At 69.0% G+C, this 24,083-nt stretch carries 29 protein-coding genes; 14 read left to right on the top strand and 15 right to left on the bottom strand.

The genetic code is table 11. The annotated features are described in order from the left end of the window. Window positions 1-253 precede the first annotated feature (253 nt). The 3 genes from AC069H_RS22820 to AC069H_RS22810 all read right to left on the bottom strand — a co-directional run bounded on the left by AC069H_RS22820 (window position 254) and on the right by AC069H_RS22810 (window position 4,080). The gene (locus AC069H_RS22820; protein WP_478233746.1) at window positions 254-610 is read right to left on the bottom strand and encodes a hypothetical protein; all 357 of its coding nucleotides are present in this window, start codon (window positions 608-610) and stop codon (window positions 254-256) included. Window positions 611-850: 240 nt separating this feature from the next. Next, a complete protein-coding gene (locus tag AC069H_RS22815) occupies window positions 851-2,056 on the bottom strand; it encodes a class I SAM-dependent RNA methyltransferase (protein WP_478233745.1) in 1,206 nt (401 codons plus the stop codon). Further along, window positions 2,053-4,080 (bottom strand): APC family permease, encoded by a 2,028-nt coding sequence (locus tag AC069H_RS22810; protein WP_478227825.1) that lies wholly within the window; start codon window positions 4,078-4,080, stop codon window positions 2,053-2,055. Before AC069H_RS22810 ends, AC069H_RS22815 begins: the two co-directional genes overlap by 4 nt. Window positions 4,081-4,232: 152 nt before the next feature. Here AC069H_RS22810 and AC069H_RS22805 point away from each other — a divergent pair, with 152 nt between their 5' ends. Beyond that, complete coding sequence (locus AC069H_RS22805) at window positions 4,233-4,898, top strand: potassium channel family protein (protein ID WP_125675257.1); 666 nt, start codon at window positions 4,233-4,235, stop codon at window positions 4,896-4,898. Then, complete coding sequence (locus AC069H_RS22800) at window positions 4,898-5,554, top strand: potassium channel family protein (RefSeq protein WP_125780267.1); 657 nt, start codon at window positions 4,898-4,900, stop codon at window positions 5,552-5,554. The genes AC069H_RS22805 and AC069H_RS22800 overlap by 1 nt, the downstream gene beginning before the upstream one ends. Here the strand turns inward: AC069H_RS22800 and AC069H_RS22795 are convergent. Both AC069H_RS22795 and AC069H_RS22790 read right to left on the bottom strand, forming a co-directional pair. After that, window positions 5,551-6,279, bottom strand: coding sequence for a DUF3159 domain-containing protein (locus tag AC069H_RS22795; protein WP_478233744.1), 729 nt, complete (start codon window positions 6,277-6,279; stop codon window positions 5,551-5,553). The genes AC069H_RS22800 and AC069H_RS22795 overlap by 4 nt on opposite strands. 9 nt (window positions 6,280-6,288) lie before the next feature. Continuing rightward, window positions 6,289-6,669, bottom strand: a complete 381-nt coding sequence (locus tag AC069H_RS22790) for an OB-fold nucleic acid binding domain-containing protein (RefSeq protein ID WP_034316985.1) — start codon at window positions 6,667-6,669, stop codon at window positions 6,289-6,291. A gap of 103 nt (window positions 6,670-6,772) precedes the next feature. Between AC069H_RS22790 and AC069H_RS22785 the strand changes: the two genes are divergently transcribed. Continuing rightward, window positions 6,773-7,489, top strand: a complete 717-nt coding sequence (locus tag AC069H_RS22785; RefSeq protein WP_478233743.1) for an alpha/beta fold hydrolase — start codon at window positions 6,773-6,775, stop codon at window positions 7,487-7,489. Between the two features lie 221 nt (window positions 7,490-7,710). Here the strand turns inward: AC069H_RS22785 and AC069H_RS22780 are convergent, their stop codons facing one another. Together AC069H_RS22780 and dut are read right to left on the bottom strand one after the other, a co-directional pair. Further along, window positions 7,711-8,370, bottom strand: a complete 660-nt coding sequence (locus AC069H_RS22780) for a DUF3710 domain-containing protein (RefSeq protein WP_478227822.1) — start codon at window positions 8,368-8,370, stop codon at window positions 7,711-7,713. Beyond that, entirely contained in the window at window positions 8,370-8,852 is a 483-nt protein-coding gene (gene dut / locus AC069H_RS22775) for a dUTP diphosphatase (RefSeq protein WP_007033571.1), read from the bottom strand. Before dut ends, AC069H_RS22780 begins: the two co-directional genes overlap by 1 nt. 24 nt (window positions 8,853-8,876) lie before the next feature. On the opposite strand from dut, the gene AC069H_RS22770 reads away from it, so the two are divergent. After that, the gene (locus tag AC069H_RS22770) at window positions 8,877-9,371 is read left to right on the top strand and encodes a DUF3093 domain-containing protein (RefSeq protein WP_478227821.1); all 495 of its coding nucleotides are present in this window, start codon (window positions 8,877-8,879) and stop codon (window positions 9,369-9,371) included. 94 nt (window positions 9,372-9,465) lie between these two features. On the opposite strand, the gene AC069H_RS22765 is transcribed toward AC069H_RS22770, so the two are convergent. Further along, window positions 9,466-9,774: a DUF4193 domain-containing protein gene (locus AC069H_RS22765; RefSeq protein WP_005164528.1), complete on the bottom strand. Its 309-nt coding sequence runs from the start codon at window positions 9,772-9,774 to the stop codon at window positions 9,466-9,468. Window positions 9,775-10,247: 473 nt separating this feature from the next. On the opposite strand from AC069H_RS22765, the gene cei reads away from it, so the two are divergent. Beyond that, on the top strand, window positions 10,248-10,931 hold the full coding sequence (gene cei / locus AC069H_RS22760) for an envelope integrity protein Cei (protein WP_478227820.1): 684 nt from the start codon (window positions 10,248-10,250) through the stop codon (window positions 10,929-10,931). A gap of 81 nt (window positions 10,932-11,012) precedes the next feature. Here the strand turns inward: cei and AC069H_RS22755 are convergent, their stop codons facing one another. Then, window positions 11,013-11,831 carry an inositol monophosphatase family protein gene (locus AC069H_RS22755; protein ID WP_478233742.1) on the bottom strand — a complete coding sequence of 273 codons (819 nt, stop codon included), beginning with the start codon at window positions 11,829-11,831 and terminating at the stop codon, window positions 11,013-11,015. A gap of 67 nt (window positions 11,832-11,898) precedes the next feature. Here AC069H_RS22755 and ppgK point away from each other — a divergent pair, with 67 nt between their 5' ends. The 3 genes from ppgK (at window position 11,899) to AC069H_RS22740 (ending at window position 14,920) form a co-directional block, all read left to right on the top strand. Beyond that, window positions 11,899-12,660, top strand: coding sequence for a polyphosphate--glucose phosphotransferase (gene ppgK, locus AC069H_RS22750; RefSeq protein ID WP_478227927.1), 762 nt, complete (start codon window positions 11,899-11,901; stop codon window positions 12,658-12,660). A gap of 246 nt (window positions 12,661-12,906) precedes the next feature. Next, entirely contained in the window at window positions 12,907-14,307 is a 1,401-nt protein-coding gene (locus AC069H_RS22745) for an RNA polymerase sigma factor (RefSeq protein ID WP_126731519.1), read from the top strand. Between the two features lie 94 nt (window positions 14,308-14,401). Then, the gene (locus tag AC069H_RS22740; protein WP_478233741.1) at window positions 14,402-14,920 is read left to right on the top strand and encodes a pyridoxamine 5'-phosphate oxidase family protein; all 519 of its coding nucleotides are present in this window, start codon (window positions 14,402-14,404) and stop codon (window positions 14,918-14,920) included. A gap of 73 nt (window positions 14,921-14,993) precedes the next feature. Here the strand turns inward: AC069H_RS22740 and AC069H_RS22735 are convergent, their stop codons facing one another. Beyond that, window positions 14,994-16,193: a hypothetical protein gene (locus AC069H_RS22735; RefSeq protein ID WP_478233740.1), complete on the bottom strand. Its 1,200-nt coding sequence runs from the start codon at window positions 16,191-16,193 to the stop codon at window positions 14,994-14,996. Window positions 16,194-16,239: 46 nt separating this feature from the next. Beyond that, window positions 16,240-16,617, bottom strand: coding sequence for a hypothetical protein (locus AC069H_RS22730; protein ID WP_478233739.1), 378 nt, complete (start codon window positions 16,615-16,617; stop codon window positions 16,240-16,242). A 62-nt stretch (window positions 16,618-16,679) separates the two neighbouring features. On the opposite strand from AC069H_RS22730, the gene AC069H_RS22725 reads away from it, so the two are divergent. From AC069H_RS22725 to AC069H_RS22715, 3 genes are all read left to right on the top strand, one after another. Next, window positions 16,680-17,471: a class I SAM-dependent methyltransferase gene (locus tag AC069H_RS22725; protein WP_478233738.1), complete on the top strand. Its 792-nt coding sequence runs from the start codon at window positions 16,680-16,682 to the stop codon at window positions 17,469-17,471. Beyond that, window positions 17,468-17,947 (top strand): hypothetical protein, encoded by a 480-nt coding sequence (locus tag AC069H_RS22720; RefSeq protein ID WP_478233737.1) that lies wholly within the window; start codon window positions 17,468-17,470, stop codon window positions 17,945-17,947. Before AC069H_RS22725 ends, AC069H_RS22720 begins: the two co-directional genes overlap by 4 nt. Window positions 17,948-18,096: 149 nt before the next feature. After that, window positions 18,097-18,669, top strand: a complete 573-nt coding sequence (locus tag AC069H_RS22715) for a hypothetical protein (protein WP_478233736.1) — start codon at window positions 18,097-18,099, stop codon at window positions 18,667-18,669. On the opposite strand, the gene AC069H_RS22710 is transcribed toward AC069H_RS22715, so the two are convergent. Together AC069H_RS22710 and AC069H_RS22705 are read right to left on the bottom strand one after the other, a co-directional pair. Beyond that, the gene (locus tag AC069H_RS22710) at window positions 18,661-18,870 is read right to left on the bottom strand and encodes a hypothetical protein (protein ID WP_478227813.1); all 210 of its coding nucleotides are present in this window, start codon (window positions 18,868-18,870) and stop codon (window positions 18,661-18,663) included. The genes AC069H_RS22715 and AC069H_RS22710 overlap by 9 nt on opposite strands. Then, window positions 18,867-19,454, bottom strand: a complete 588-nt coding sequence (locus tag AC069H_RS22705) for a hypothetical protein (protein WP_478227812.1) — start codon at window positions 19,452-19,454, stop codon at window positions 18,867-18,869. Before AC069H_RS22705 ends, AC069H_RS22710 begins: the two co-directional genes overlap by 4 nt. A 110-nt stretch (window positions 19,455-19,564) precedes the next feature. Here AC069H_RS22705 and AC069H_RS22700 point away from each other — a divergent pair, with 110 nt between their 5' ends. The 3 genes from AC069H_RS22700 to AC069H_RS22690 all read left to right on the top strand — a co-directional run bounded on the left by AC069H_RS22700 (window position 19,565) and on the right by AC069H_RS22690 (window position 23,008). After that, entirely contained in the window at window positions 19,565-20,761 is a 1,197-nt protein-coding gene (locus tag AC069H_RS22700; protein WP_478233735.1) for a sensor histidine kinase, read from the top strand. Next, window positions 20,758-21,420 (top strand): response regulator, encoded by a 663-nt coding sequence (locus tag AC069H_RS22695; RefSeq protein WP_007033583.1) that lies wholly within the window; start codon window positions 20,758-20,760, stop codon window positions 21,418-21,420. The genes AC069H_RS22700 and AC069H_RS22695 overlap by 4 nt, the downstream gene beginning before the upstream one ends. A gap of 130 nt (window positions 21,421-21,550) precedes the next feature. Next, window positions 21,551-23,008 (top strand): APC family permease, encoded by a 1,458-nt coding sequence (locus AC069H_RS22690; RefSeq protein WP_478233862.1) that lies wholly within the window; start codon window positions 21,551-21,553, stop codon window positions 23,006-23,008. Here the strand turns inward: AC069H_RS22690 and AC069H_RS22685 are convergent. Beyond that, a complete protein-coding gene (locus AC069H_RS22685) occupies window positions 22,980-23,651 on the bottom strand; it encodes a DUF6885 family protein (RefSeq protein WP_478233861.1) in 672 nt (223 codons plus the stop codon). The genes AC069H_RS22690 and AC069H_RS22685 overlap by 29 nt on opposite strands. After that, a complete protein-coding gene (locus AC069H_RS22680; RefSeq protein WP_478227809.1) occupies window positions 23,651-24,067 on the bottom strand; it encodes a GNAT family N-acetyltransferase in 417 nt (138 codons plus the stop codon). The genes AC069H_RS22685 and AC069H_RS22680 overlap by 1 nt, the downstream gene beginning before the upstream one ends. Window positions 24,068-24,083 lie beyond the last annotated feature (16 nt).

The following is a 24,083-nucleotide window of genomic DNA, read 5'->3' as shown; positions in this document are numbered from 1 at the left end:
ATTTTGTGGTTGCGACGGGGGGGGGGGGAAGAAGGGGGGGGTGGGGGGGGGGGTTGGGGGGAAAACCCAAAACCCCCCCCCACGACCCCCTCGACCCACGACCAGGCCGAAGGTGCCCCTTCGTCGCATCAGACGCAGCGAAGTGAGCCTTCACCCCACCCGTCACCCTCACCCAAGATCAACTTAAGCTACGTGGCATTGCGTTCCAGCGACCTAAACACTCACGACCACCTGAACCCCGCCTCGCGCGATCTCAAACGGAAACAACGGCCGGGGTGCCTCGGCTACCGGTCATCTGCTCCAGCGCCCACGCCTTGCCGAACTCGGCCAGCGCCGGCGCCGACCAATAGGCGGGGATTCTGATTCCGGACCACAGAGGCATTTTCGGCCCGCTCAGGGTTCCGTGACTGACCTGGACGCGGACCGCTCCTTCCACCCAGGTGAAAACGAAGTGGGCGTACATGAACATCCATGCCTGCCTGCCCATCACATCCCGCACGAGCACCGGCCCTTCGGACGGATAAGGCGCCGTGTAGATGACTTGTTTCCGGCCATTGCGATAGCTGACTTCCTGAGCGGTGACGCCGGGAGGAAGCATCAACGGTTCCACTCGGTCAGTCCTCCACAATGGTGATCGTGCCGTGACCGTCGCAGCCGGCACAGCCTTTTCCGTCGCAATCACCACATACCGAAGTTAGATAACCCATGATTCGGAATCCGTTCGCGTCGAAGTCGAAGTGCCCGAAGTATCCGCATTACCTCGTGAACACGAGGCTCAAGTTAGCGAGCGCGCCGACACCAGGACAACCCGAACGAAGCCGATCCATTCCGACGGATTACAAATACCGAATTATTGCAGCAACGCAACGCATTCGACGTGATGCGTCATCGGGAAAGCGTCGAAAGCGCGCAGATCCACCAGCCCGTATCCGTGCTCGGCGAACAGCGCGATGTCTCGCGCCAAGGCAGCGGGGTCGCACGCCACGTAGACGATCCGGTCGGGCGAACCCTCCGCGATGGAATCGACGACGGCTTTGCCCGCGCCCTTGCGCGGCGGGTCGAGGACGACGACGTCGACCGGTTTCGGGGCGTCGGCCAGCAGGTGCTCGACCCGGCCGGAGCGCCAGCGGACCTGCGGGAGGTCGGCCAGGTTCTCCTCGCCGTCGGCGACGGCACGGCGGCCGGACTCGACGGCCAGGACGCGCCCGCGCGGGCCGACCTGCTCGGCGAGCACCGACGCGAAGAGGCCGACACCGGCGTACAGGTCCCACGCCACGCCGTCACGCGGTGCCTCCGCCCATTCCGCGACGACGGCGGCGAGCGCGTCCGCGGCGGCCGGATGGACCTGCCAGAAGCCGTGGGCGTCCAGGCGCCAGTCACGGCCCGCGGCGTGCTGCACGGCGATACCACCGGCCAGCTGCCGCGAACGGGTCTTCCCGTGGACCGTCGACAGGTCGCGAAGGTGCACCTGTCCCTCGTCGTCCTTGGTGACCTCGATTTCGCTGCCGGGGCGCCACTTCCGCGACACGACGTCGTCGAGCGCGCCGGGGACGGTGATCGGGCAGTCGTCGATCGCGATCACGCGATGACTGTGATGCGCCCGGAAACCCGCCCTGCCGTCCTTGCCCGCGACGAGCCGGACGCGGCTGCGCCAGTCCAGCGGGCCACCGTCGAGAGCTTCGACGACGACCTCGCGGTCGATTCCGGCCAGCCTCTTCAGCTGCTCCATGACCACGGCGGCCTTGAGCTCACGCTGATGGCCGGGCGTGGCGTGCTGCCAGTCGCAGCCGCCGCACTCCCCCGGCGCCGCGAGCGGGCACGGCGCCTCGACGCGTTCCGGCGACGCCTCCAGGACCTCGACGGCGTCGGCTCGGCAGAACGACCCGCCCTTGTCCTCGGTGACCGATGCCAGGACCCGCTCGCCGGGCAGCGCGTGCCGCACGAAGACGACTCGCCCCTCCGCCCGCGCGACGCAGTGCCCGCCGTGCGCGACCGCGCCGACCTCCAGCTCGATCGTTCGTCCGAGCCATGTGCCGGTCGACGCGTCCACACTCATTCTGCTTCGTCCTTCTTCATTTCGGGTTGCTTGACGACCGGGGAGAACCCGCGCCGCACGTCTCCGGCCGCCGGACGAGCCTTGCGGTCGCGTTTGATCGCCTTTTCCGACGATTCGAGCTGCCACGGCACGCTCGTCACCATGACGCCGGGCTGGAACAGGAGCCGTCCCTTGAGGCGCAGCGCGCTCTGGTTGTGCAGGACCTGCTCCCACCAGTGCCCGACGACGTACTCGGGGATGAACACGGTCACCACGTTGCGCGGGTTGTCGCCGCGGACGCGCTTCACGTAGTCGAGCACCGGCTTCGTGATCTCGCGATACGGCGATTCGATCACCTTCAGCGGAACCTTGAAATTGTGGTCGTCCCATTCCTGGACGAGTTTGCGGGTCTCGACGTCGTCGACGTTCACCGTGACGGCTTCGAGGACGTCCGGGCGCACGGCCTTGGCGTAGGAGAGCGCGCGCAGGGTCGGCAGGTGCAGTTTCGAAATCAGCACGATCGCGTGGTTGCGCGAAGGCAATACGGTCGGCTTGCGGTCCATTTCGCGCAATTCCTCCGCGACCCGGTCGTAATGCTTCCGGATCGCGGTCATCAGCGCGTAGATCGCCACCATGGCCGCGATCGCGATCCAGGCGCCGAGCAGGAACTTCGTGACCAGCACGATGATCAGCACGGTGCCGGTCATGGTGAGGCCGATCGCGTTGACCGTCTGCGAACGCCGCATCCGCCGCCGCACCACCGGATCGGTTTCCCTCGCCAGCAACCGGTTCCAGTGCCGGATCATGCCCGCTTGGCTGATCGTGAAGGAGACGAACACTCCCACGATGTACAGCTGGATGAGCTTGGTGACCTCGGCGTCGAACGCGATGATCAGCACCAGCGCGAACGCCGACAGGAACAGGATGCCGTTGGAGAAGGCCAGCCGGTCGCCGCGCGTGTGCAGCTGGCGCGGCAGGTAGCGGTCCTGGGCCAGGATCGAGCCGAGCACCGGGAAGCCGTTGAACGCCGTGTTCGCGGCGAGCAGCAGGATGATGCCGGTGGCGAAGGAGATGTAGTAGAACGCGGGGGTGAAGTCGGCGAACACCGCCTGCGCGATCTGCGCGACGATCGTCTTCTGCTCGTAGCCCGCCGGCGTGCCGGTGAGCTGCGTCTCCGGGTGCTCGGCGAATTTGACGTCGGTGATGATCGCCAGCGTGATGATGCCGATCAGCATCGTCACCGCGAGCACACCCATCATCAGCAGGGTGGTCGCCGCGTTCTTCGATTTCGGCTTCTGGAACGCCGGGACACCGTTGCTGATCGCCTCGACCCCGGTCAGCGCCGCCGCGCCGGAGGAGAACGTGCGCAGTAACAGGAAGAAGAAGGCGAAACCGGTCAAAGAGGCTTCTTCGTGCAGTTGGAAATCCGCGCTCTCGGCCCGCATGTCGGCGCCGGAGGCCGCCTCGATCAGGCCCCAGATCACCATGCCGAGGATGCCGATGATAAACCCGTAGGTCGGGATCGCGAACGCTTTGCCCGATTCGCGAACTCCGCGCAGATTCAGCGCGGTCAGCACGACCACGATGACTACCGCGGCGATCACCTTGTGCTGCGCCACCCAGGGAATGGCGGAACCGATGTTCGCCACTCCGGACGACGTCGACACCGCCACGGTGAGCACGTAGTCGACCAGCAGCGCACTGGCGACGGTGAGCCCGAATTTGCCGCCGAGATTGGTATTGGCGACTTCGTAGTCACCGCCGCCGCTGGGATAGGCGTGCACGTTCTGCCGGTAGGACGCGACCACGACCAGCATGACGAGCGCGACGGCGACGCCGATCCACGGCGCGAACGCGTACGCGGACAACCCGGCGACGCTGAGGGTCAGAAAGATCTCCTCAGGCGCGTAGGCGACGCTCGACAACGCGTCGGACGCGAAAATCGGCAGCGCGATGCGCTTCGGCAGCAGCGTATGCGAGAGGCGGTCACTCCGGAATGGACGTCCGAGGACGAGCCGCTTCAATACGGTCGGGAACTTCGACACCGGGAAAGACTAGCTGCGGCGCGCAGCGTCTCCGTTGAGGGTGGCGGCGGGGAGGACGGTGGAGTAACGGGCGGCCCTCACGGTAGGTTCGGCGCTGGTGTGTCTGGGTACCTGCGGACGAGTGAAACGTCCGCTGACTAAGGAGGCAGTGCGTGCACGTGGTGATCATGGGATGCGGCCGGGTCGGCGCATCCCTGGCCGCGGCGCTGGAGCGGCTGGGGCACGACGTCGCCGTCATCGACAAGAGCAGGCAGGCGTTCCGGCGGCTCGGCAGTGATTTCCACGGTCAGCAGGTGGTCGGCGTCGGCTTCGACCGGCAGGTGCTGATCGAAGCCGGGATCGAGCGTGCGGGGGCTTTCGCGGCGGTGTCCAGCGGCGACAACTCCAACATCATCTCGGCGCGGGTGGCCAGGGAGAACTTCGGCATCGACAAGGTCGTCGCCAGGATCTACGACCACAAGCGCGCGGCGGTCTACGAACGGCTCGGCATCCCGACCGTGGCGACCGTGCCGTGGACGACCGACCGATTCCTGCGCACCCTGCTCCCCGACGGCGTCGCCTCGGTGTGGCGGGACCCGTCCGGCAGCGTGGCGCTCCTGCAACTCCCGCTGCACGAGGGCTGGGTCGGGCGCAGCGTGCGCGAACTGCAGGACACCACCGGCGCGCGGGTCGCGTTCATGATGCGGTTCGGCACCGCCGTGCTGCCTGACACCAAGGCCGTGATCCAGGCCGACGACGTCGTGTACGTCGCCGCGAAATCGGGCACTGTCAGCGACGTGACCACCGTCGCCGCTCGCGAACCGGAAGAGGAGAACTGATGCGGGTCGCGATTGCCGGGGCCGGCGCGGTGGGCCGGTCGATCGCCGCGGAGCTGATCGACGGGCGCCACCAGGTGATGCTCATCGAACGTGAGGCCGACCAGTTCGAGCCGCACACCGTCGAGCAGGCGGATTGGGTACTGGGCGACGCGTGCGAGGTGTCGATCCTGGAGGAGTCCGGGATCGAGGAGTGCGACGTCGTGATCGCCGCGACGGGCGACGACAAGGCGAACCTCGTGGTCTCGCTGCTGGCGAAAACCGAGTTCGCGGTGCGCCGGGTGGTGGCACGGGTGAACAACCCGGCCAACGAGTGGCTGTTCAACGACGCCTGGGGCGTCGACGTCGCCGTGTCGACCCCGCGGATGCTCGCGGCGATGGTCGAGGAGGCGGTGAGCGTCGGCGATCTGGTGCGGCTGATGACGTTCCGGCAGAGCCAGGCGAACCTCGTCGAACTCACCCTCCCGGAGGAGACGCCGCTGGCGGGCAAGGCGGTCAGCGAGCTCAACCTGCCGCGTGACGCGGCGCTGGTGACGATCCTGCGCGGGGACCGCGTGATCGTGCCGCAGCCCGAGGACCCGCTGGAGCCGGGTGACGAGCTGCTCTTCGTGGCGACGTCGGACGTGGAACCGGAGATCCGGACAGCGCTGGGATACTAGTTCTCCGAGGCGGGCGCCTGCGCGTACTTCGCGCGCAGGCGAGCCTCGACCTCTTCGTCGGTCTCTTCGCGCGGGGCCTCTTCGGCCAGCGCCTTGAGGTGCTTGTCCGACCGCCGCACCGCCCAGACGACGGTGAGCAGGCCGAGCGCGTACAGCGGGTATCCCATCGCGATCTTCGCGAAAGCCAGCCAGCCGGTGTGGTCCTCGTCGTACAGCCAGCGCTGCACGACGAACCGGGCGCCGAAGATCAGCGCCATGGCGCCGGTCGCGATCGAATAGGCGATCAGCGACTTCTTGTCCTTGCGCCAGGTGTGGCCGCTGCCGTTGAGCGCGTTCCACACCACGCCGGCGAGCGGCCAGCGGACGACGATCGACAGCACGAAGACACCGCAGTAGACCAGGCTCGTCCAGATTCCGAACAGGAAGAAACCCTTGGCCGAACCGGTCCGGTAGGCGATGAACGCCGCGATCGCGACGCCGAAGAACCCGGAGATCGCGGGCTGCAGCGGCTCCTTGCGCACGATCCGCAGCACGGTGATCGCCACCGCGCTGCCCACCGCGGCCCAGATCCCCACCGTGAGCCCGAAGATCGCGTTCGCGATCACGAACACGATGACCGGCAGCGAGGAATAGAACAGTCCGGACAGCCCGCCCATCTGTTCCAACAGGGTGGGCTGGGGCTTCTTGTCTTCGGTCTTCTCTTCGCCGCCGACGGGTTCAGTCACGATGCGGGATCAACTCACAGGGCTCTGAAGTTCGTAATAGGGGTTGTACAGCACCTTCTGACCATCACGTTCGGCCATCCGGCCGCGCACCTTGATGGTTCGCCCGGGTTCGATCCCGGGGATCCGGCGGCGTCCTAGCCAGATTAGCGTCACACCCTGTGTGCCGTCGAACAGCTCGGCCTGCAGCGTCGCCGCCTCGTTGGTCGGGCAGAGCTCCACGCTGCGGAGTCTCCCGAGCACCGTCACCTCTTGACCCGACCGGCAGTCGCAGGCTCGCTGCGCTCCGCCGGCCTCGGATTTTTCGGACAGATCGTCGGCGTCGAGATCCTCGACGTCGCTGGTCAGCTTGCGGACCAGCCGGCTGAAGTAGCCGCCGTCTTTGGCGGACATAACGGTGCTCCTGTGCTCCGGGGCCCCCGACTTGAACGGCCCGTGCGTAATCCAGCGTAACTGTGCTCCGACCAGGAGAACGGGTTTAGGGGAATATCGCAACGTGACCTCCGCTATTCCGCCTACGACGGCAGTAGTACTCCCCGGCACCGGGTCCGACGAAGTGTTCGTGCGCGCCGTGTTCGCCGGTCCGCTGCGCGCGCTCGGCATCCGGTTGATCGCCCCGCCGCCGCCGCCTCCCTGCGACCGGCTCGCCGACGGCTATCTCGAGGAGCTGGACAGGCTGGCCGCCGAGCACGGTCCGCTGCTCGTCGGCGGCATCTCGTTCGGCGCGCACCTGTCGGCGGAGTGGGCGGCGCGGAATCCGGCCCGCTGCACCGGCCTGCTGGCCGCGCTCCCGGCCTGGAACGGCCCGGCCGGACGAGCACCCGCGTCGCTCGCCGCGCGGCTGTCAGCGGATCTGGTGGCCGAAAACGGGGTCGACGGCGCACTGGCGAAATCGGTGGCCGGCGTGCCGGAGTGGCTTTCGGCGGAACTCGGCCGCGCGTGGCGGCGGCACGGCGACGGACTGGCGGCGAGCCTGCGGACGGCGGCGGGCCATCCCGCCCCGTCTCTGGAGGACCTGAAGGGCCTCGACGTGCCCGCGGGGATCGGCGCCTGCGTGGACGACCCGATCCATCCGGCGGAGGTCGCCCGCGCCTGGGCGGAGGCCCTGCCGCGCGCCGAGGTCGGCGAGTCGACGCTCACCGCCCTCGGCGCGGACCGGGAGTCACTGGGCCGGGCGACCGTGCTGGCCTGGTTGAAAGCCCGGACCCACTAGCCCGGAGCACCGAGACGGCACGCCAGCTCGACCACACGGTCTCCCAAGGGCGCTCCGCGCCTGACGGAGACTTCACCCGTCGCGCGCCCTCTTTCGGGCCGAAGGCCCACGTAAACGTGATGAAGGGGCGCCCTCCGCACCCAGCGTGAGTCGGGTACGAACGGCGCCCCTTCGGCACGTTTACGTCAGCGCGCGATCAAATAACACAGCGCGCGATAAAACTAACTCTGCTCGGCGATGTGCTGCGCGACGGCGTCGGGCAGCGTGATGGTCAGCGGGGTACGGACCGGCATCGGCGCGTCACCGCGGTCGACGATGGTGTGCCGCACGATCTCCCGCAGCACGGCGGGCGCCTGCGACGCCTGCGACTGCGGCCCGGCGATGACGCCCCGGAGCATCCAGCGCGGACCGTCGACCCCGACGAACCGCAGCGCGACGTCACCGACGATCGCGGACAGCTCCAGGCCCCACTCCCCCATGCCGACCGAGACCTTGGCGCCGTCGGCACGCAACTGCTCGGTGAGCTCGGTGCTGACGTCCTTCCACAGGCCGCCGGACCGAGGCGCCGCGTAGCCGCTGACGGTGATCTGGCCCTGCTCGGTGACGACGTGCACCGCGCGGACACCGCCGCTCTCCGGGTCCATCTCGACCTGGACCTGGGAACCGTCGGGCACCGGCACCTTCACCGAACCGAGGTCGATCCGCGGGATGCCGTCCTCGGGCGCGTCGGCGAGGTCGAAGGGGCCGTCGGAGGTCTCCGACAGCTGCGCCTCGATCTCCTCGTCGGCGTCCTCGGCGGCAGCGCTGTCGGGACGCTCCTCGACCTCGGGCGCGGCGTGCCGTCCGCTCGGCTTCGCGCGCTTGCGTCCGAAAATCCCCACTAGTTCTCCGTTCCTTCCCTGGCTCCGGCTCCCAGTGTGGCGTGTCCGCCCGTGGAGCCATACCCTCCCTCGCCGCGCTCGGACGGCTCGAGTTCGGCGACCTCGACGAACTCGGCCTGTTCGACCCGTTGCACGACCAGTTGCGCGATCCGGTCGCCGCGGGTGAGCACGACCTTCTCGGAGAGATCATGGTTGATCAGGCAGACGCGGATCTCACCGCGGTACCCGGAGTCGATCGTGCCCGGGGTGTTGACGACCGAGAGGCCGACGCGGGCGGCGAGACCCGAGCGCGGGTGGACGAAGCCCGCGTATCCGGGCGGCAGCGCGATCGCGACACCCGTGCCTACCACGCCGCGTTCACCGGGCGCGAGCACGAGATCCGAGGTGGTGACGAGGTCGGCGCCCGCGTCACCGGGGCGCGCGTAGGCGGGAAGGGGGACCGAAGGATCGATCCGGGAAAGCAGTACCTGAACGGTGGACACGGGCGGCGAGACTACCCTGAAGGCGTGGGTGAAAGCGTGAACACGGCCGAAGGCGGCGCCGTCAAGCATTCAGAGCGGCTCTACGTCCCGTGGTGGGGCTGGCCGTTGCCGCTGCTGGGCGGCGGGCTGCTGGCGGCGGAGATCGACATGGGATATCCCGGGATTCGCGGATGGCTGCCGTACGTGGTCCTGATCCCCGCGGTGATCGCGCTGATGATCTCGCTCGGCCGGTCTCGCGTCCGGGTGACCGGCGGCGCCGAGCCGGAGCTGTGGCTGCGCGACGCGCACCTGCCGCTCAAGTTCGTCGGCGACGTCGACGTCATCGACAAGGAAGCGAAGCGCAAGGCGCTCGGCCGCGACGCCGATCCGGCGGCCTTCGTGCTGCACCGGGGCTGGGTCGGCCCGGTCGTGCGGGTCTGGCTCACCGACCCCGGCGACCCGACGCCGTACTGGCTGTTCAGCACCCGGCATCCGGAGAAGGTGGCCGCACTGCTCCGCCACCCCGCCGAGAAGTCCTGAGCACGGGAAAAGAGGGCCGGCCACCGGGCCGACCCCCTTTATTCCTGTTTCAAACCCCGAAGCCCCTGTCGCGCCGTCCCCTGTGCCCGTAGGCTCAGGCGCAGTCGCGGCAGATGAGCCGTCCGCCACTCTCCTCGGCCAGCCTGCTGCGGTGGTGCACCAGGAAGCAGACGGAGCAGGTGAACTCGTCGGCCTGCTTGGGCACGACCTTGACGGTCAGGTCCTCACCGGAAAGTCCGGAGAGGTCCGCGCCCGGCAGCTCGAAGTTCTCGGCGGTCGCGTCCTCGTCGACGTCCACGACGCCGGACTGGTTTTCGTTACGCCTTGCCTTCAGCTCTTCCAACGAGTCTTCGGCCAGCTCGTCGGCTTCGCTGCGGCGCGGAGCGTCGTAGTCGGTCGCCATTAGTCCCTCACCCCTGCGATGCTTTCGATGTCAGATGGCCCGGACCCGCGAGCGCGCGGCTCGTGAGTCCTTCGTGCCGCTGGTTAACGTCCCAGCGCCCCTGTTTGTGCCCGGCTGGGCAGTGAGCGAGGTCTCTCTTTTGTGCCTCTTACTGCCGCCTGAGCCCGCGAAGGGTAGCTCACGCTGATACCGGCTCTGCAACGAGTCAGACATTGCCGGGATTACGTCACCCAACAGGGGGAACAGGAGAGGAGGGGGATGAAGCCATTGTCAAGACGCCCGTCGTCCGATTGGGTTGCCCCCGCGTTGGGTACCTCACCCCTTGGGCCCGGCTGCTTGCCCGGAGTGGCCATCGCGTGGTGCTATCCGGAGGCCCGCGCCGATCACCTTCGCCGCAACGCATAGGCTGATCGGACACGATGGTGAGATGAAGCACCGTCCGGGGATCCGGGCTTTGGGGAAGGGACTGGCAGGTGGCGTCGGGGAACGGCATCGGGGACCGCGGGGCGAGGCCGTATCGCAAGCGCAAGCCGCTGCCCGCGCTCATCGTGATCGGGGTGATGGCGCTCGGCGCGGTGATCGTCTGGGTGAACGTCGTCGCGAGCAAGTCCGACATCGATGCCAGGGTCCGCTGCGATCCGCCGCCCGTCCCGCAGCAAGGTGTCACCTACACGCCCCTGACGCACAACGGGCTCGACGACCGCGCGCCGGTGCCGCCGGACAAGGTCGCCGTCCAGGTGCTCAACGGATCCCAGGTCCGCGGCCAGGGCGGCATCGTCACCAGCACGCTCAGGGAACTCGGCTTCTCCCAGATCGTCGAGCCGGACGTCGACCCGGCCTACAAGAACACCGAAGCCAAGTGCCGCGGCCAGATCCGCTTCGGCGAGAACGGCGCCGCCGCGGCCCGCACGCTGAGCCTGGTGGTCCCGTGCGCCGAACTGGTCAAGGACAACCGCAAGGACGCTTCGGTCACGCTCACCACCGGCACCCTGCTCGGCGACATCCGCCCGAAGGCGGAGGCCCGACAGGTCCTCGACCAGCTCACGAAGTGGTCGAAGGCGCAGCAGGGCAGCGGCGGCGGTGAGCAGTCCGCGGGCGGCGGCGCCCCGGTGATCGACCAGGCGCTGCTGAAGGCCGCCCGCGAAGCTCCCTGCTGACAACTCGCTCAAGTGCTATGAAGGACGCTTTCATTGCAAAATTTGCAATGAAAGCGTCCTTCATAGCTCTCGGCGGGCCGCTCAGATCGTGCCCACGCCCGAGTCGAGCAGCGCCTGACGCAACGGAGCCGCGATCGTCGGTGCCACCGCGAACGTCGCGTCGGGTCCGAGTTCGGCGTCCTCCCCCGGCAGCGACACGAGAGCTCCCGCCTCGGCCGCGATGAGCGCGCCGGCGGCCCAGTCCCAATGACCGAGGCCGTGCTCGACGTAGGCGTCCAGCCAGCCCGCCGCGACCGCGCACAGATCGAGCGAGGCGGCCCCATTGCGCCGCACGTCCCGCACCCTGGTCGCCAGTTCGGCGACGAACCGGGCCTGCTTCGCCCGCCGTTCGACCTTGTAGGCGAACCCGGTGCCGACGAGCGTCAGGTCGAGCCGCTCCGGGGCGTTGACCGCCAGCGGCCGCCCGTCGAGGAACGCGCCCTGCCCGCGCGCGGCGGTCCAGCGGCGCCCGCTGACCGGTTCGACGACGGCGCCCGCCACCGACACCCCGCCGACCTGCGCGGCCACCGACACGGCGAACCACGGCAGCCCGTAGAGGAAGTTCACCGTCCCGTCGATCGGGTCGACCACCCAGGTCACCCCGTCCCCGGCGATCCCGCCGCCCTCCTCGCCGAGCACGGCGTCGCCCGGGCGCAGTTCGGCGAGCCGGGCGCGCACCAGCCGTTCCGACTCGTGGTCCACCGCGGTCACCACGTCGGTGTCGGCGGATTTGGTGTCCACGCGCACCTCGCGGCCCGCGTTCATCCCGGTCCAGGCCTCGTGGACCAGTTCGGCGGCCTCGCCCGCGACACGCTCGGCGACACCCTTCAGCAACGTCTCGTCAACTCCCACGTCCGCCATGTCACCACATCCGGTTAAAGTCTCCGAGGCAGGCTTCTGAATCGTGCGAGAAGGGACCACGTCCGTGGTGGAGGCGACCCGAGGTTTCGGTATCGACATCGGCGGCAGCGGGATCAAGGGCGCGCTGGTGGACTTGGCGGAGGGACAGCTGATCGGCGACCGGATCCGCATCGACACGCCGAAGCCGTCGACCCCGGAGGCGGTGGCGGACGTCGTCGCCGAGATCACCGGCCAGGCCGGCTGGGACGGCCCGGTGGGCGTCACCCTGCCCGCGGTGGTCAAGAAGGGGGTCGCGCACACCGCGGCCAACATCGACCGCAAGTGGATCGGCACCGACGCCGACGCCCTGTTCGCCAAGCGCCTCGGCCGCGGTGTGGACGACATCGCGATGCTCAACGACGCGGACGCGGCCGGCATGGCCGAGATCCGCTGGGGCGACCCGGTCGCGCGGCGCGGCGTGACGGCGCTGCTGACCTTCGGCACCGGCATCGGCAGCGCGGTCTTCCAGGACGGGAAGCTCGTGCCCAACACCGAGTTCGGCCACATCGAGGTCGACGGCTTCGACGCGGAGAAGAAGGCCGCGGCGTCGGTGAAGGACAACGAGAGCCTCTCGTATCCCGAATGGGCGGAACGGGTGAACAGGTATCTCTCCGTGCTGGAAAACCTGATCTGGCCGGATCTGTTCATCGTCGGCGGCGGGGTCAGCAAGAAGTCGCACAAATGGGTCCCGCTGCTCGAGATCCGCACGCCGGTGATCGTCGCGTCGTTGCAGAACAACGCGGGCATCGTCGGCGCGGCGGCCGCCGCCGCGGAGGGCATCGAGCACTGACGCGCCCACGTTGACATCCGCGCCGCGGATGTCACTTCGGCGGGTCGGACGGCGTGTCGCGCCCGCCGGGTGGTGGTCCGCGCCGCGACGCTGTCACGTATCGTCGTTACAATGGAACACGGCCCACGGCGGCGGCACCCACGAGAACGAGGGAAACCGCAGGCCGAGGGGTGTTCCCCGAAGTTTGAGGCAGCCGAGACCATCACGCCTCGGCTCGTCATGATCGACCGCTGCGAAAGGGCGTAAGTGGCAGCCGCAAGAACCGCAACCCGAAGCGGGACGAAGACAGCGACCGCAGCCGGCGAGCCGGCCGACGAGGCAGCCACCGACGCGGCGAAGCCCGCGGCGCGCAAGACCGCCGCCAAGGCGGCCGGCGCGAAGAAGGCCCCGGCGAAGAAGGCTCCGGCCAAGAAACCCACCACCAAGGGCGCCAAGACCGAAGACGGCGATCCGGAAGACGGTCCGGTAGAGCTCGACGAAGCCGACCTCGAAACCCCGGACCTGTCGGACCTCGAAGAGGTCGAGGTGGACGTCGTCGATGCTTCCGTCACCGAGGAGACGGAAGAGGACGCGGAGTCCGACGAGGACGTCGAAGAGACGCCCGCCCGCGGGCGCCGCACGTCGACCGACAAGAACGCCGGAAAGACCTCCGACAACCCGGACTTCGTCTGGGACGAGGAAGAGTCCGAGGCGCTGCGCCAGGCCCGCAAGGACGCCGAGCTCACCGCTTCGGCCGACTCGGTCCGCGCGTACCTCAAGCAGATCGGCAAGGTCGCCCTGCTGAACGCCGAGGAGGAGGTGGAGCTCGCCAAGCGCATCGAGGCCGGGCTCTACGCCGCCGAGCGCGTCCGCAACGCCGAGGAGGAGGGCGAGAAGCTCGTCACCCAGATGCGGCGCGACCTCAAGTGGATCGTGCGCGACGGTGAGCGGGCGAAGAACCACCTGCTGGAGGCGAACCTCCGGCTCGTGGTCTCGCTGGCCAAGCGCTACACCGGCCGCGGCATGGCGTTCCTGGACCTGATCCAGGAGGGCAACCTCGGCCTGATCCGCGCGGTCGAGAAGTTCGACTACACCAAGGGCTACAAGTTCTCCACGTACGCCACCTGGTGGATCCGTCAGGCGATCACCCGCGCGATGGCCGACCAGGCGCGCACCATCCGTATCCCGGTGCACATGGTCGAGGTCATCAACAAGCTCGGCCGTATACAGCGTGAACTGCTGCAGGACCTCGGCCGCGAGCCCACCCCCGAAGAGCTCGCGAAGGAAATGGACATCTCCCCGGAGAAGGTCCTCGAGATCCAGCAGTACGCCCGCGAGCCGATCTCGCTCGACCAGACCATCGGCGACGAGGGCGACTCGCAGCTCGGTGACTTCATCGAAGACTCCGAGGCCGTCGTCGCGGTCGACGCGGTGTCGTTCACGCTGCTGCAGGACCAGCTCCAGTCGGTGCTGCAGACGCTGTCCGAACGTGAAGCGGGTGTGGTGCGGCTGCGGTTCGGCCTCACCGACGGCCAGCCGCGCACGCTCGACGAGATCGGCCAGGTGTACGGGGTGACCCGTGAGCGCATCCGGCAGATCGAGTCGAAGACGATGTCGAAGCTGCGTCACCCGTCGCGTTCGCAGGTGCTGCGCGACTACCTGGACTGATCCCAGGGTTCACGGAAGACCCCGTCACCGTTTCGGTGGCGGGGTTTTTCGCGTCCGGTGTCGAATCCACGGCCCGCTCGTTCGACGCGTGGGTATGACGAAACCTCACGCCACCAAGAACCTCGACCGCTACGGATCCGCGGAACTTCCTTGGAGCCGCGCGCGGGACATCCTCGCCGAGGACACCCCGACCGCCGACCTGACCTTCTTCGTGACGACCGTCCGTCCCGACGGACGCCCGCATTCGGCAGGCGTCGGCGCCGTCTGGGTGGACGACGCCCTGTACTTCAAGGGCGGGCTGGGCACGCGCCGCTCCCTCAACCTGGCCGCGAACCCGGCGTGCTCGGTTTCGGTGCGGCTGCGAGGAATCGACCTCACGATGGAGGGCGAGGCGCACCGGGTCACCGACCCGGCGACGCTGGGACGGGTGGCGGCGGTCTACCGGACGGGTGGCTGGCCCGCGACGGTGGAGGGCGACGCGCTCACGGCTCCCTTCAGCGCGCCCAGCGCGGGACCGCCGCCATGGCACCTGTACCGCCTCACCCTGCGCCGCGCGATCGGCGTGGCGGGCGCCGAACCGCACGGCGCGACGCGCTGGGACTTCGCCCCGTGAACCCAGCGGTCCGTGAAGGCCTCCTTGCCTACCCTGAAAGTAGGGAAGGAGGCCTTCACGGACTTGGGTGGGTTCAGGCGCGGCCGGTCAAGGTCGTCCACGGGACGTGCACGGTCACCCGTTCCCGGAGCTGTTCGTTCATCAGCCACAGCTCCCCCGTCGCGGGCCAGTACGACAGGTTCTGCGAGTTCACCGGCGCGCGGCCGCTCAGCCGCGACGTCGAGGTGCCGCCGACACCTCCGTGCAGGCACGACGGATGGTCGCCCGCCACCCCGGCGTACTCGGGACACACGCCGGTCATCACGAAATATCCGTTGCGCGACACCGCTCCCTGCATCCCCCAGACCGGCGACACGAAGCCCTCCTTCGCGTGCACGGTGCCGTCGGCCGACACCTTGGGCAGGCCGGTCGCGCGGTCGAACGGCCACCGCAGCACCCGGCCGCCCGCCGCGTTCGGGATGTGCTCCGAGGTCACGATCGAGCCGTCACTGTGGTCGAACGACATCGTCGCGAGACACGGCCGCGTCCCGGGGGCATTGGTGCAGGCACCGCCGCCGGGGTACCAGTACGCGCCGATCTGCGGCATCGCGTAGTCGTAGAACGCCGCGTGGTACTTGCCGTCCGGGCCCTTGCCGACGACGCCGGAGCTGTCGTCGACCTTCCAGAAGTGCGTGGTGTCGAAGACCCGCACCACTCCCCCGGTGGTCGCGACGAACAGCCGGTTCCCGATCCACGTCATCCCGTGCCCGTGTCCTTGCACGACGGCGAAGTTGTCGTTCGACGTCGGTTCGACGAGCAGCACGTGCCGGTACCCAAGCCCGGTCGCGTCCACAAAGGACAGACGAACCATCGTGTCGCCCGGAGTGTGCCAGGACGTCGCCACGACCCGTTTGCCGCCGACCTTCCCGGTCGCCGCGTCCGCGTCGCCGGAACCGGTCAGTCCCTGCGGGATCCAGTCGTTGGTCTTGTCGTCGTTCGCGTCTTCCCAGCAGAATCCCGCCGGTTTCAGCGCCGTCGCGAGATACGTGCCGTGGCACAGCGGCCGCGCCTTCCGGTTCGCCGAAGACAGGATCTCCGGCAGGCCGCGAGCCGGGAGGTGTTTCTCCAGGGCGGCGATCCGAGCGCCGTAGGTGCCGAAGGTCGAGCCGGACGTCCAGCGGAAGCCGTCGACCGTGGCCGCGTCCATCTTCGGGAACGCGGCCGCGGCCGACGCGACCCCGGGGATGAGCCCGAACACCAACAGGAGTGCAGCGAGAAGTCCCAGCCTCTTCATGCCCGCGAGCCTCCCGGTCGCGCGCATACTTTCGATACAAACCGTGTCAGGACACCGAAAGCCCGCGCTCGGCCAGGGATTCCTCGACCCGCAGCCGTTCGATCTCCCGGTCGAAACCCTCCGGGAGGCTGTCCAGCCGGTGGTCGACCTCGACCTCCCGGCAGGCTTGGACGAGCAGCGCGTCGTACGCCTGCCTGGTGCCGTACCGGCGGACGGCGGAGGCGCCGGGCGGGAGTTCCGCCAGCAGGCGGTGCACCCGGCGGAGATCGGCGGCGAGTTTCTCGATGGGCGGGCCCGCCGGGATCTCGGGTTCACGGCGCCGGCGCCACCGGCGAACCAGCACGGGGACCTTCAGCGCGCACCAGAAAAGCACCGAAGGCGCCACAGCGACAACGGCGTACAGCGTGACAGGCCCGATGGCCATGACTCATGGTAATCCCGCACGGAGCACCGGAGAATCCGCGAATCCGGGCTATATTCGCGACTGTGCTGACCGAGAGCTATCGCTACCCGGACACCGGCGACCACGTCACCGGCGTGTTCATCCGACGGCACGAACCCTACGAGGGCTACTGGACGGCCAGCGAGGACCGCGCGCTCGGCAAGGTCGCCGAAGAGCTCGCCGCGATCCTCGGCCCGCGCGAAGAGGTCAAGGCGCTCGACGCCGGCTGCGGAGAAGGCCGCCTCCTCCCCTGGCTCGCGCGGTTCTCCGCCGACGTCACCGCCGCGGATCCCGACCCGGACCGGCTGGCCAAGGCGCGGGAAACCGCCGTCGAGGACACCGGCTTCTCCTTCGCCGTCTCTCCGATCACGGAACTGGACGGCGGCCCGTACGACCTCGTGCTGTGCAGTCACGTCATCCAGCACGTGCCGACGCCGGACGTCGGGCCGATCCTGCGGCGGCTGGCCGGGATCACCGCGCCCGGCGGTGCGCTGGTGCTGGCCTACAGCCGGTCGCCGATCGGGCGGGGCGCGTTCAGCCTCGACAGCGTCGAAGCAGGCACCGAAGTCCGCTCTCGCCGCGTTTCGCGCGAAGAGTTCGACAAAGCATTACGCGACGGTGGCCCGGCGCTCCCGGTGCGCTACCTCGATCCCGAGGAGGTCGCCGCCGAAGCGGCCGAGGCGGGCTGGCGCACCGAGTGGGACTGGACGTACCACGTCCTCGACGACCTCGGTCCCGCCGACGAGCACATCGACCGCGACGAACTGGTCAACGCCTCCGGGCCGCTGCGCCGCCATCTCGGCCGGGACCTGATCACCCTCCTGCGTCGCGCATGACCTCGGTGCTCCTCACCTTCGCGTGGGCGGTCCCGCTGTCCGAGCAGGAGGCGGAGAAGGTGTTCGACGGCGGCCGCGACCGCGGGCTGCTGGCCCATCTCGACGGGAAACTCGGCGCGGAGTGGACGGCCGCGGAGAACTTCCTGGCCAGCTACACGAAACCGCCGCGACGCCGGGTGCTGCGCAAACGCACCGGTGGCTCCCGGCTGTCGATCCGTGTCGGCGCGGTCGGGCTGCCCTGTGAACTCGTCGTCACCTGGCATCCCGCCTATCACGCGATGACGCTGGTCCTCGCCATCACGATCACCGGCGCGGCGGCGGACGGGCCCGCCGCCGAATTCGACTTGGCCATCGCTGTGCTGCAGAGCCTTCAGGCCGCGAGACGGCGAACGGCGACAAAGGGCTGCACGGCGGCTACGGCGAGAAGACGTTCCCCTCGCTCCTCAAGACCGTCACCCACATCTTCGAGGACCTGACCAGGGACTGCGGCCTCACCGAGGGGCTCGGCCGCAAGGGCTGGTGCGTCGAACTGCGGTCTCACGACGGGCATCCGCCCGCCCAGCGGGTCGCCGCCGATCCCCGGCCGTACTACGGGCTGGCGACCAGCGACGAAGGCTGGCGGTTCGTGCCCCGCGAGGTCGCGAGGGAGGCGCTCGGCCCGTCGTGGGGCACGCGCTCGTTCGTCGCCGCCTACCCGATGGCGGGCGGGATCGTCTGCCTCAACAGCAAGGATTCCGACTACGTCGAGCACCAGGACGAGCTGATGCGCGGCCCGTTCGGCGCCGTCGAACCGTACTTCGGCATCGACAGCGAAATCGGCGGGCTCGACCACGGGATGCTCTTCATCCTCGAACGCGTCCTGATCCGGATGGCGCTGGCCGACCAGTGGCTGGCGTCGATGAGGAAAACCGGGAGCCGCACCCGGCTCCTGCGCGGCTCGCTCGACGACATCCTCGAGATGCTGCACTCGGTGCTGCCGCCCGAGGTCGATTCGCTGGAGCGCCGCCTGGTCACCAGCATGGGCGTGGAGCGGATCATCGCCCAGCTCGACCGCCAGGCCGAGGCGATGGACGAGGAGACCCGGTACGCCTACGAGAACACGGTGAGCGCGCGGGTCACGCGGCTCACCGTGGTCACCGTCGTCCTGACGGTCGTCACCATCGTCCTCGGCGTCCTGCAGGTGCTGGTCTCACTCTGACCGGCGGCGCTGTTTGCGGGCGCGTTCGGCGAACAGCAGCCCCACGCCCCCGGCCACCATCAGCGCGCTCACCACCACGTGCATCCCGGACGGGAGCAGGTGGAGCTGGATGAACCAGCTCGGGTCGGTACTGCCCAGCAGCCGGTTGATCAGCCCGCCCCCGCCCTGCACCAGCAGGAGGATTCCCAGTAGTTCGATCATCGTCGAGCCCCTTCCTTGACCCTCTCGTGCTTGGGGGAGAGTTCCTGCCACAGCGGCCCGGTGGCGAACCAGATGGCCGTCACGACCCCCAGCTTCGGCAGCCAGCCCCACAACGGATCGACCTGGTCGGTGTCGCCGACCATGAAGATCAGCAGGAGCAGCACCCCCGCGGCCAGCCCGCAGGCCAGCACGCATTTGAACCAGTCACGCCATTCGGCGCGCAGCTTCTCCCGGCCCCTCGGCTTGGGCGGCGGTGGCGGCCCGCCCGCGAACCGGTGGGCGAACCGGACGTCGGCCCACTTGATCATCGAATGCCCGAACACGACGCTGAAGCCCAGGTACACCGCGGCCAGGCCGTGCACGAAGTTCGCCGTGGCGCCGTTGCGCAGGTCGATGACCGTCGCGACCAGCACGACGAGGTCGATCACCGGGGTCAGGAGCAGCAGCACGACGCTGGTCCGCTTCAGCTTGAGCAGATAGCGGGCCACGAGGCCGGCGACGATGGCGACCCAGAAACCGATCTCCCCTCCTGCGACCACGGCCGCCATCGGGTTTTCCGCGATGAAGTCCCAGATCTTGTTCACGCCGTAAGCCTCGCCGACCACACCGGTCCTCCGCGTCGGCGTACGGCACGAGATCACCGTCATCAGTTAGTAGGACCCCGCGGCCCGTCCCGGTGTGCTGGGATGGGGCGGTGCCCACGTTCGTCCCGCGCCTGAACCACCTCGCCGAATGGAAACAGGACCTCGTCATCGCCTCCGGCACCTGGGTCCTCGGCGTGCTGGTCTACGTGAGCGGGATGCAGGTGCTCCTGGCGGGTCCCGACGACACGCCACTGTGGATCCGGCTGAGCGAACTGACCGTGCTGTGCGGGCTGGAGATGCTGCGCCGCAAGATCCCGCTGGCGCTGCTCTGCGCGCTGGCCGTGCTCGCCGTGGACATCGCCTTCGGCCCGTCGCTCCCGATCCTCATCGTCTTCACCGACTTCCTGTACGCGACGACGCTCTACGGCTCGCGGCGCACGAGCAGGCTGATGATCGGTGTCGCCGCGATCGGCACCATCGCGGTGGTCTGCCTGGCGCTCATCTTCTCCGCGCAGTGGCGCACGGCGATCCTCGCCGCGTTCGCCCTCCTGCCGTTCCTGGTCACGCCGGTGTGGTGGGCGGCCAACGTGCGCCAGCAGCGGGACATCGCCGACAGCGAACGGGCGAACGCGGTCCAGCTGGCCACGATCGGCGAACTGGACCGGAAGGCCGCCGTCGCGGGGGAACGCTCGAAGATGGCGCGGGATCTGCACGACGTCATCGCCGGGCATCTCTCGGCGATCGCGATCCAGTCCGAGGCCGCGCTGTCGATGGCCACCGTCGACCCGAACCTGTCCAGGAAGGTCCTGGAATCGGTGCGGGAGAACAGTGTGAGCGCGCTCGACGAGATGCGCGCGATGATCGGGCTCCTGCGCGCGGATCCGTCCACCGGGGACACCGAGATCGAACCGACGGCGCCCGCCCGGCTGGCCGAACTGTCCAAACTGGTCGAATCCGCGCGGGCGAGCGGGCTGAAGGTCGAGATCGGGTCCACCCCTGGCCAGTACTCCCTGCCCGCCGCGGTCGACCTGACCGCGTACCGGATCGCGCAGGAAGCGCTCACCAACGCGGCCAAACACGCCGCGGGGGGCCGGGCCGTGCTCGACATCCGCGCCGACGGAGGCATACTCACCATCGAGGTGCGCAACGATCTTCGTCCCGGCTCCGGCTCGGGTGACGACGGCGGGACCGGACTCGGCCTGCTGAACATGCGGGAACGCGCCGCCGCGGTGGGCGGCACTCTCGCCGCCGGGCCGTCCGGCGGCGGCTGGCTGGTCCGTGCCGAACTTCCTCTGGAGGGGTCTTGAGCGACGGGAACATCAAGGTGCTGGTCGCCGACGACCACGGCGCCATCCGCGCCGGGTTGATGATGATCCTCGGCAACGCCGAGGGTATCGAGGTGGTCGGCGAAGCGGCGGACGGCGCCACCGCCGTCCGCCAGGCGAAGGCGCTGAAACCGGACGTCGTGCTGATGGACGTGCGCATGCCCGGCGTCGACGGCATCGCGGCCACGCGGGAGCTGACCGCGGAGGGACTGTGCGAAGTCCTCGTGCTGACGACCTTCGATCTCGACGAGTACGTCCACGCCGCGCTGCGGGCGGGCGCGGCCGGGTTCCTGCTGAAGTCGGTGGAGGCGTCCCGGCTGATCGAGGCGGTGAAACTGGTCGCGGCGGGCGAAGGAGTGCTCGCCCCGCAGGTCACGCGGAAGCTGATCGCCGCCTTCGCCGCCGGGACCCGCGAGCCTTCGCTGGTCCCCGACGGGCTCGAAGACCTGACCGAACGCGAGCGCGAAGTGCTGGCGTGCCTGGGCGGCGGCCTGTCCAACGCGCAGATCGGGACCCGGCTGCACATCGGCGAGACCACGGTGAAGACGCACGTGTCCCGCGTGCTGACGAAGCTGGAACTGCGGTCGCGGGTGCAGGCGGCGATCCTCGCGCAGGAGAACGGCGTCGTACTGGAGGGGTGATGGCTCCAGGTGGTCGTGAGTGGCGATTCGGGTTAGAACACGAATCGCCACTCACGACCACCTGGACCCACCGATCTGCGAGGTGGACGGTGATCTTCTAGCGTGACCCTTCATGCGGCGAACTCTGGACGTGGACGCGGTCCTGAAACGGCAGGACTCGGGTGAGCTGAAACGCCGGCTGCACGGGCGCGATCTCATCGGGTTCGGGGTCGGCATCATCATCGGCACCGGGATCTTCACCCTCGCCGGGGTCGAGGCGAAGTCCCACGCGGGCCCGTCGGTCACGTTGTCGTTCGTGCTCGGTGCCGTCGTGGCCGGGATGGCCGCGCTCTGTTACGCCGAGCTCGCGTCCAGCGTGCCGACGGCGGGAAGCGCCTACACCTACGCCTTCGCGACCCTCGGCGAGACCTTCGCCTGGATCATCGGCTGGGATCTTCTGCTCGAATTCGCCCTCGGCGCGGCCGTCGTGTCGCGTGGCTGGTCCGGCTATCTCGCGAATCTGATGGGGCTCTCCCCCGAGTGGTTCGGCGAAGACGCGAAGGTGAACATAGGCGCGGTCGCGATCATCGCCGTGCTGACCGTGATCGCCGTCCTCGGGATCAAGGAGTCGGCGCGGGTGACGAATCTGCTCGTGCTGGTCAAGGTCGCGGTCTGCGTGCTGATCCTCGCGGTCGGCGTGTTCTACGTCCGCGGCGAGAACCTCACCCCGTTCATCCCGCCCGCCCAGGCGCCGACGGAGATGGCCGGGCCCCTGCATCAGCCGATCGTGCAAGCCGTGCTAGGACTCGAACAGTCCGTCTACGGGATCGCAGGGATGGTGACGGCCGCCGCCGTCGTCTTCTTCGCCTACACCGGTTTCGAGGCACTCGCCAACCTCGGCGAGGAGACTGTGAACCCGAAACGCGATCTGCGCGTCGGCATCCTCGGCGCGCTCGGCGTCTGCGCGCTGCTCTACATCGGGGTCTCGCTGGTGCTGACCGGGATGGTGCCCTTCACCGAGATCGACGCGGGCGCCCCGCTCGCCGACGCCTTCGACCGCGTCGGGCAGCACTGGGTGGGCGCGCTGATCTCGCTCGGCGCGGTCACCGGGCTGACGTCGGTGATGATGGTGGAACTGGTGACGATCGGCCGGATCGGGTTCGCGATGGGCCGTGACGGCCTGCTGCCGAAGAAGTTCGGCACGGTGCATCCGCGCTGGGGCACCCCGCACCGGATGACCATCGCCGGCGCGGTGCTGATCGCGGCGCTGGCCGCGTTCGTGCCGATCTCCGAACTCGCCGATATGGTCAGCATCGGCGCGTTGTCGGCGATGATCATCGTCGCGGTGGCCGTCCCGGTGCTGCGGAAACGCCGTCCGGACCTGGAACGTCCGTTCACCGTGCCGTTTTCGCCCTACCTGCCCATCGTGGCGGCGCTGGCGTGTTTCTACCTGATGCTGAACCTGGACGTGATGACCTGGCTGCGGTTCGCCGCGTGGCTGCTGCTCGGCTTGCTGATCTATGTCTTCTACGGGCGCACGCATTCCCGGTTCGCACATTCCCGTTTCGCACAGAACGACCTCAACCGCCCCACAGACCGGCCGTCGTGATCGCGGCGACGGCGGCCTCGGCGTCGCCGTCGTCCACCACGACCAGCATCCGTTTCAGCGCCGCGGCCACCCATTCCACCGGCTGGTCGTGCAATCCGTTGTCCCCCAAGGACGGATAACCGTCCATAATGGACACCAGGGTTCCTTCGGCACCGATCCGCATGCCGGTCGCCAGCACGTGGTGAGCGGCGGACGGGCGCCAGCGGGACGACCACAGCGGCGGGATCCCCGTGTCGAGGTAGTCGAGCAGCGCTCGCGCCGGGGTGTCGTGCGCGCCGAATTCGGCCGGGTCGACCTCCGCGATCAACGCGACGCGCGGCAGATGCCACAGCGCGGCCAGGAGCATGAACAACGACTGCGGTGCCCAGTTCCCGCTGGCGGACACGGCGGCGAGCCGTCCGCCCGACAGCGCCCCGATCGCCCGGGACAGGCCTTCGGTCGTGGTGCCGGACAGCGCCGCGACCTCGTCCTGTCCCGCGACGTCGAACCCCGCAGCGCGCAGGGCGGCCAGCGCCGTGAACGGCCCGGCGAGCCCGTCCTTCTGCGGCAGTTCGGCCCGCGCGACGGCGACGAGGTGCTCGCCGCCGGGCAGCCAGCGCCGCCCGGACAGCCCCGTACGGTCGCCGTCGATTCCGGAGGACATCAGTCTTCGAACGTCCACGACCGCATGACGAACGGCCCGTCGTTCGACGCCCCGGCCGAAGCGTAGGTCGCCAGCGCGGCCTTGTTGTCCGTTTCGACCCCGACCCACATCCCCCGGCAACCACGTTCCCGCGCGATCCCGGCCAGCGCGTCGACGAGGTCGCGGCCGATGCCGCGCCGTTGGTAGTCCGGGCTGACGTCGAGTTCGTTGAGGAACATCTCGGTGCCCTTGTCCGGATGCGTCACCTCGGTGCCGGTGATCATCCCCGCGGGTTCGCCGTCTTCGTAGGCGATCAGGAGATGGTTCTCCGCCCCCGCCAGGAACTTCTCGGACGCGTCCCGTTGCGCGGGCCCGTCGAACAGATGCTGAGCGGCGACGACCTCCTCGACGGTGACTGCCCGCCGGATCTCGGCCACGTGTCCTCCCGGTGTT

This window comes from Amycolatopsis sp. NPDC043887 (assembly GCF_056435665.1).
Note: the sequence above shows the minus strand (reverse complement) of the source record. Positions and strands in the feature narration are given on the sequence as shown.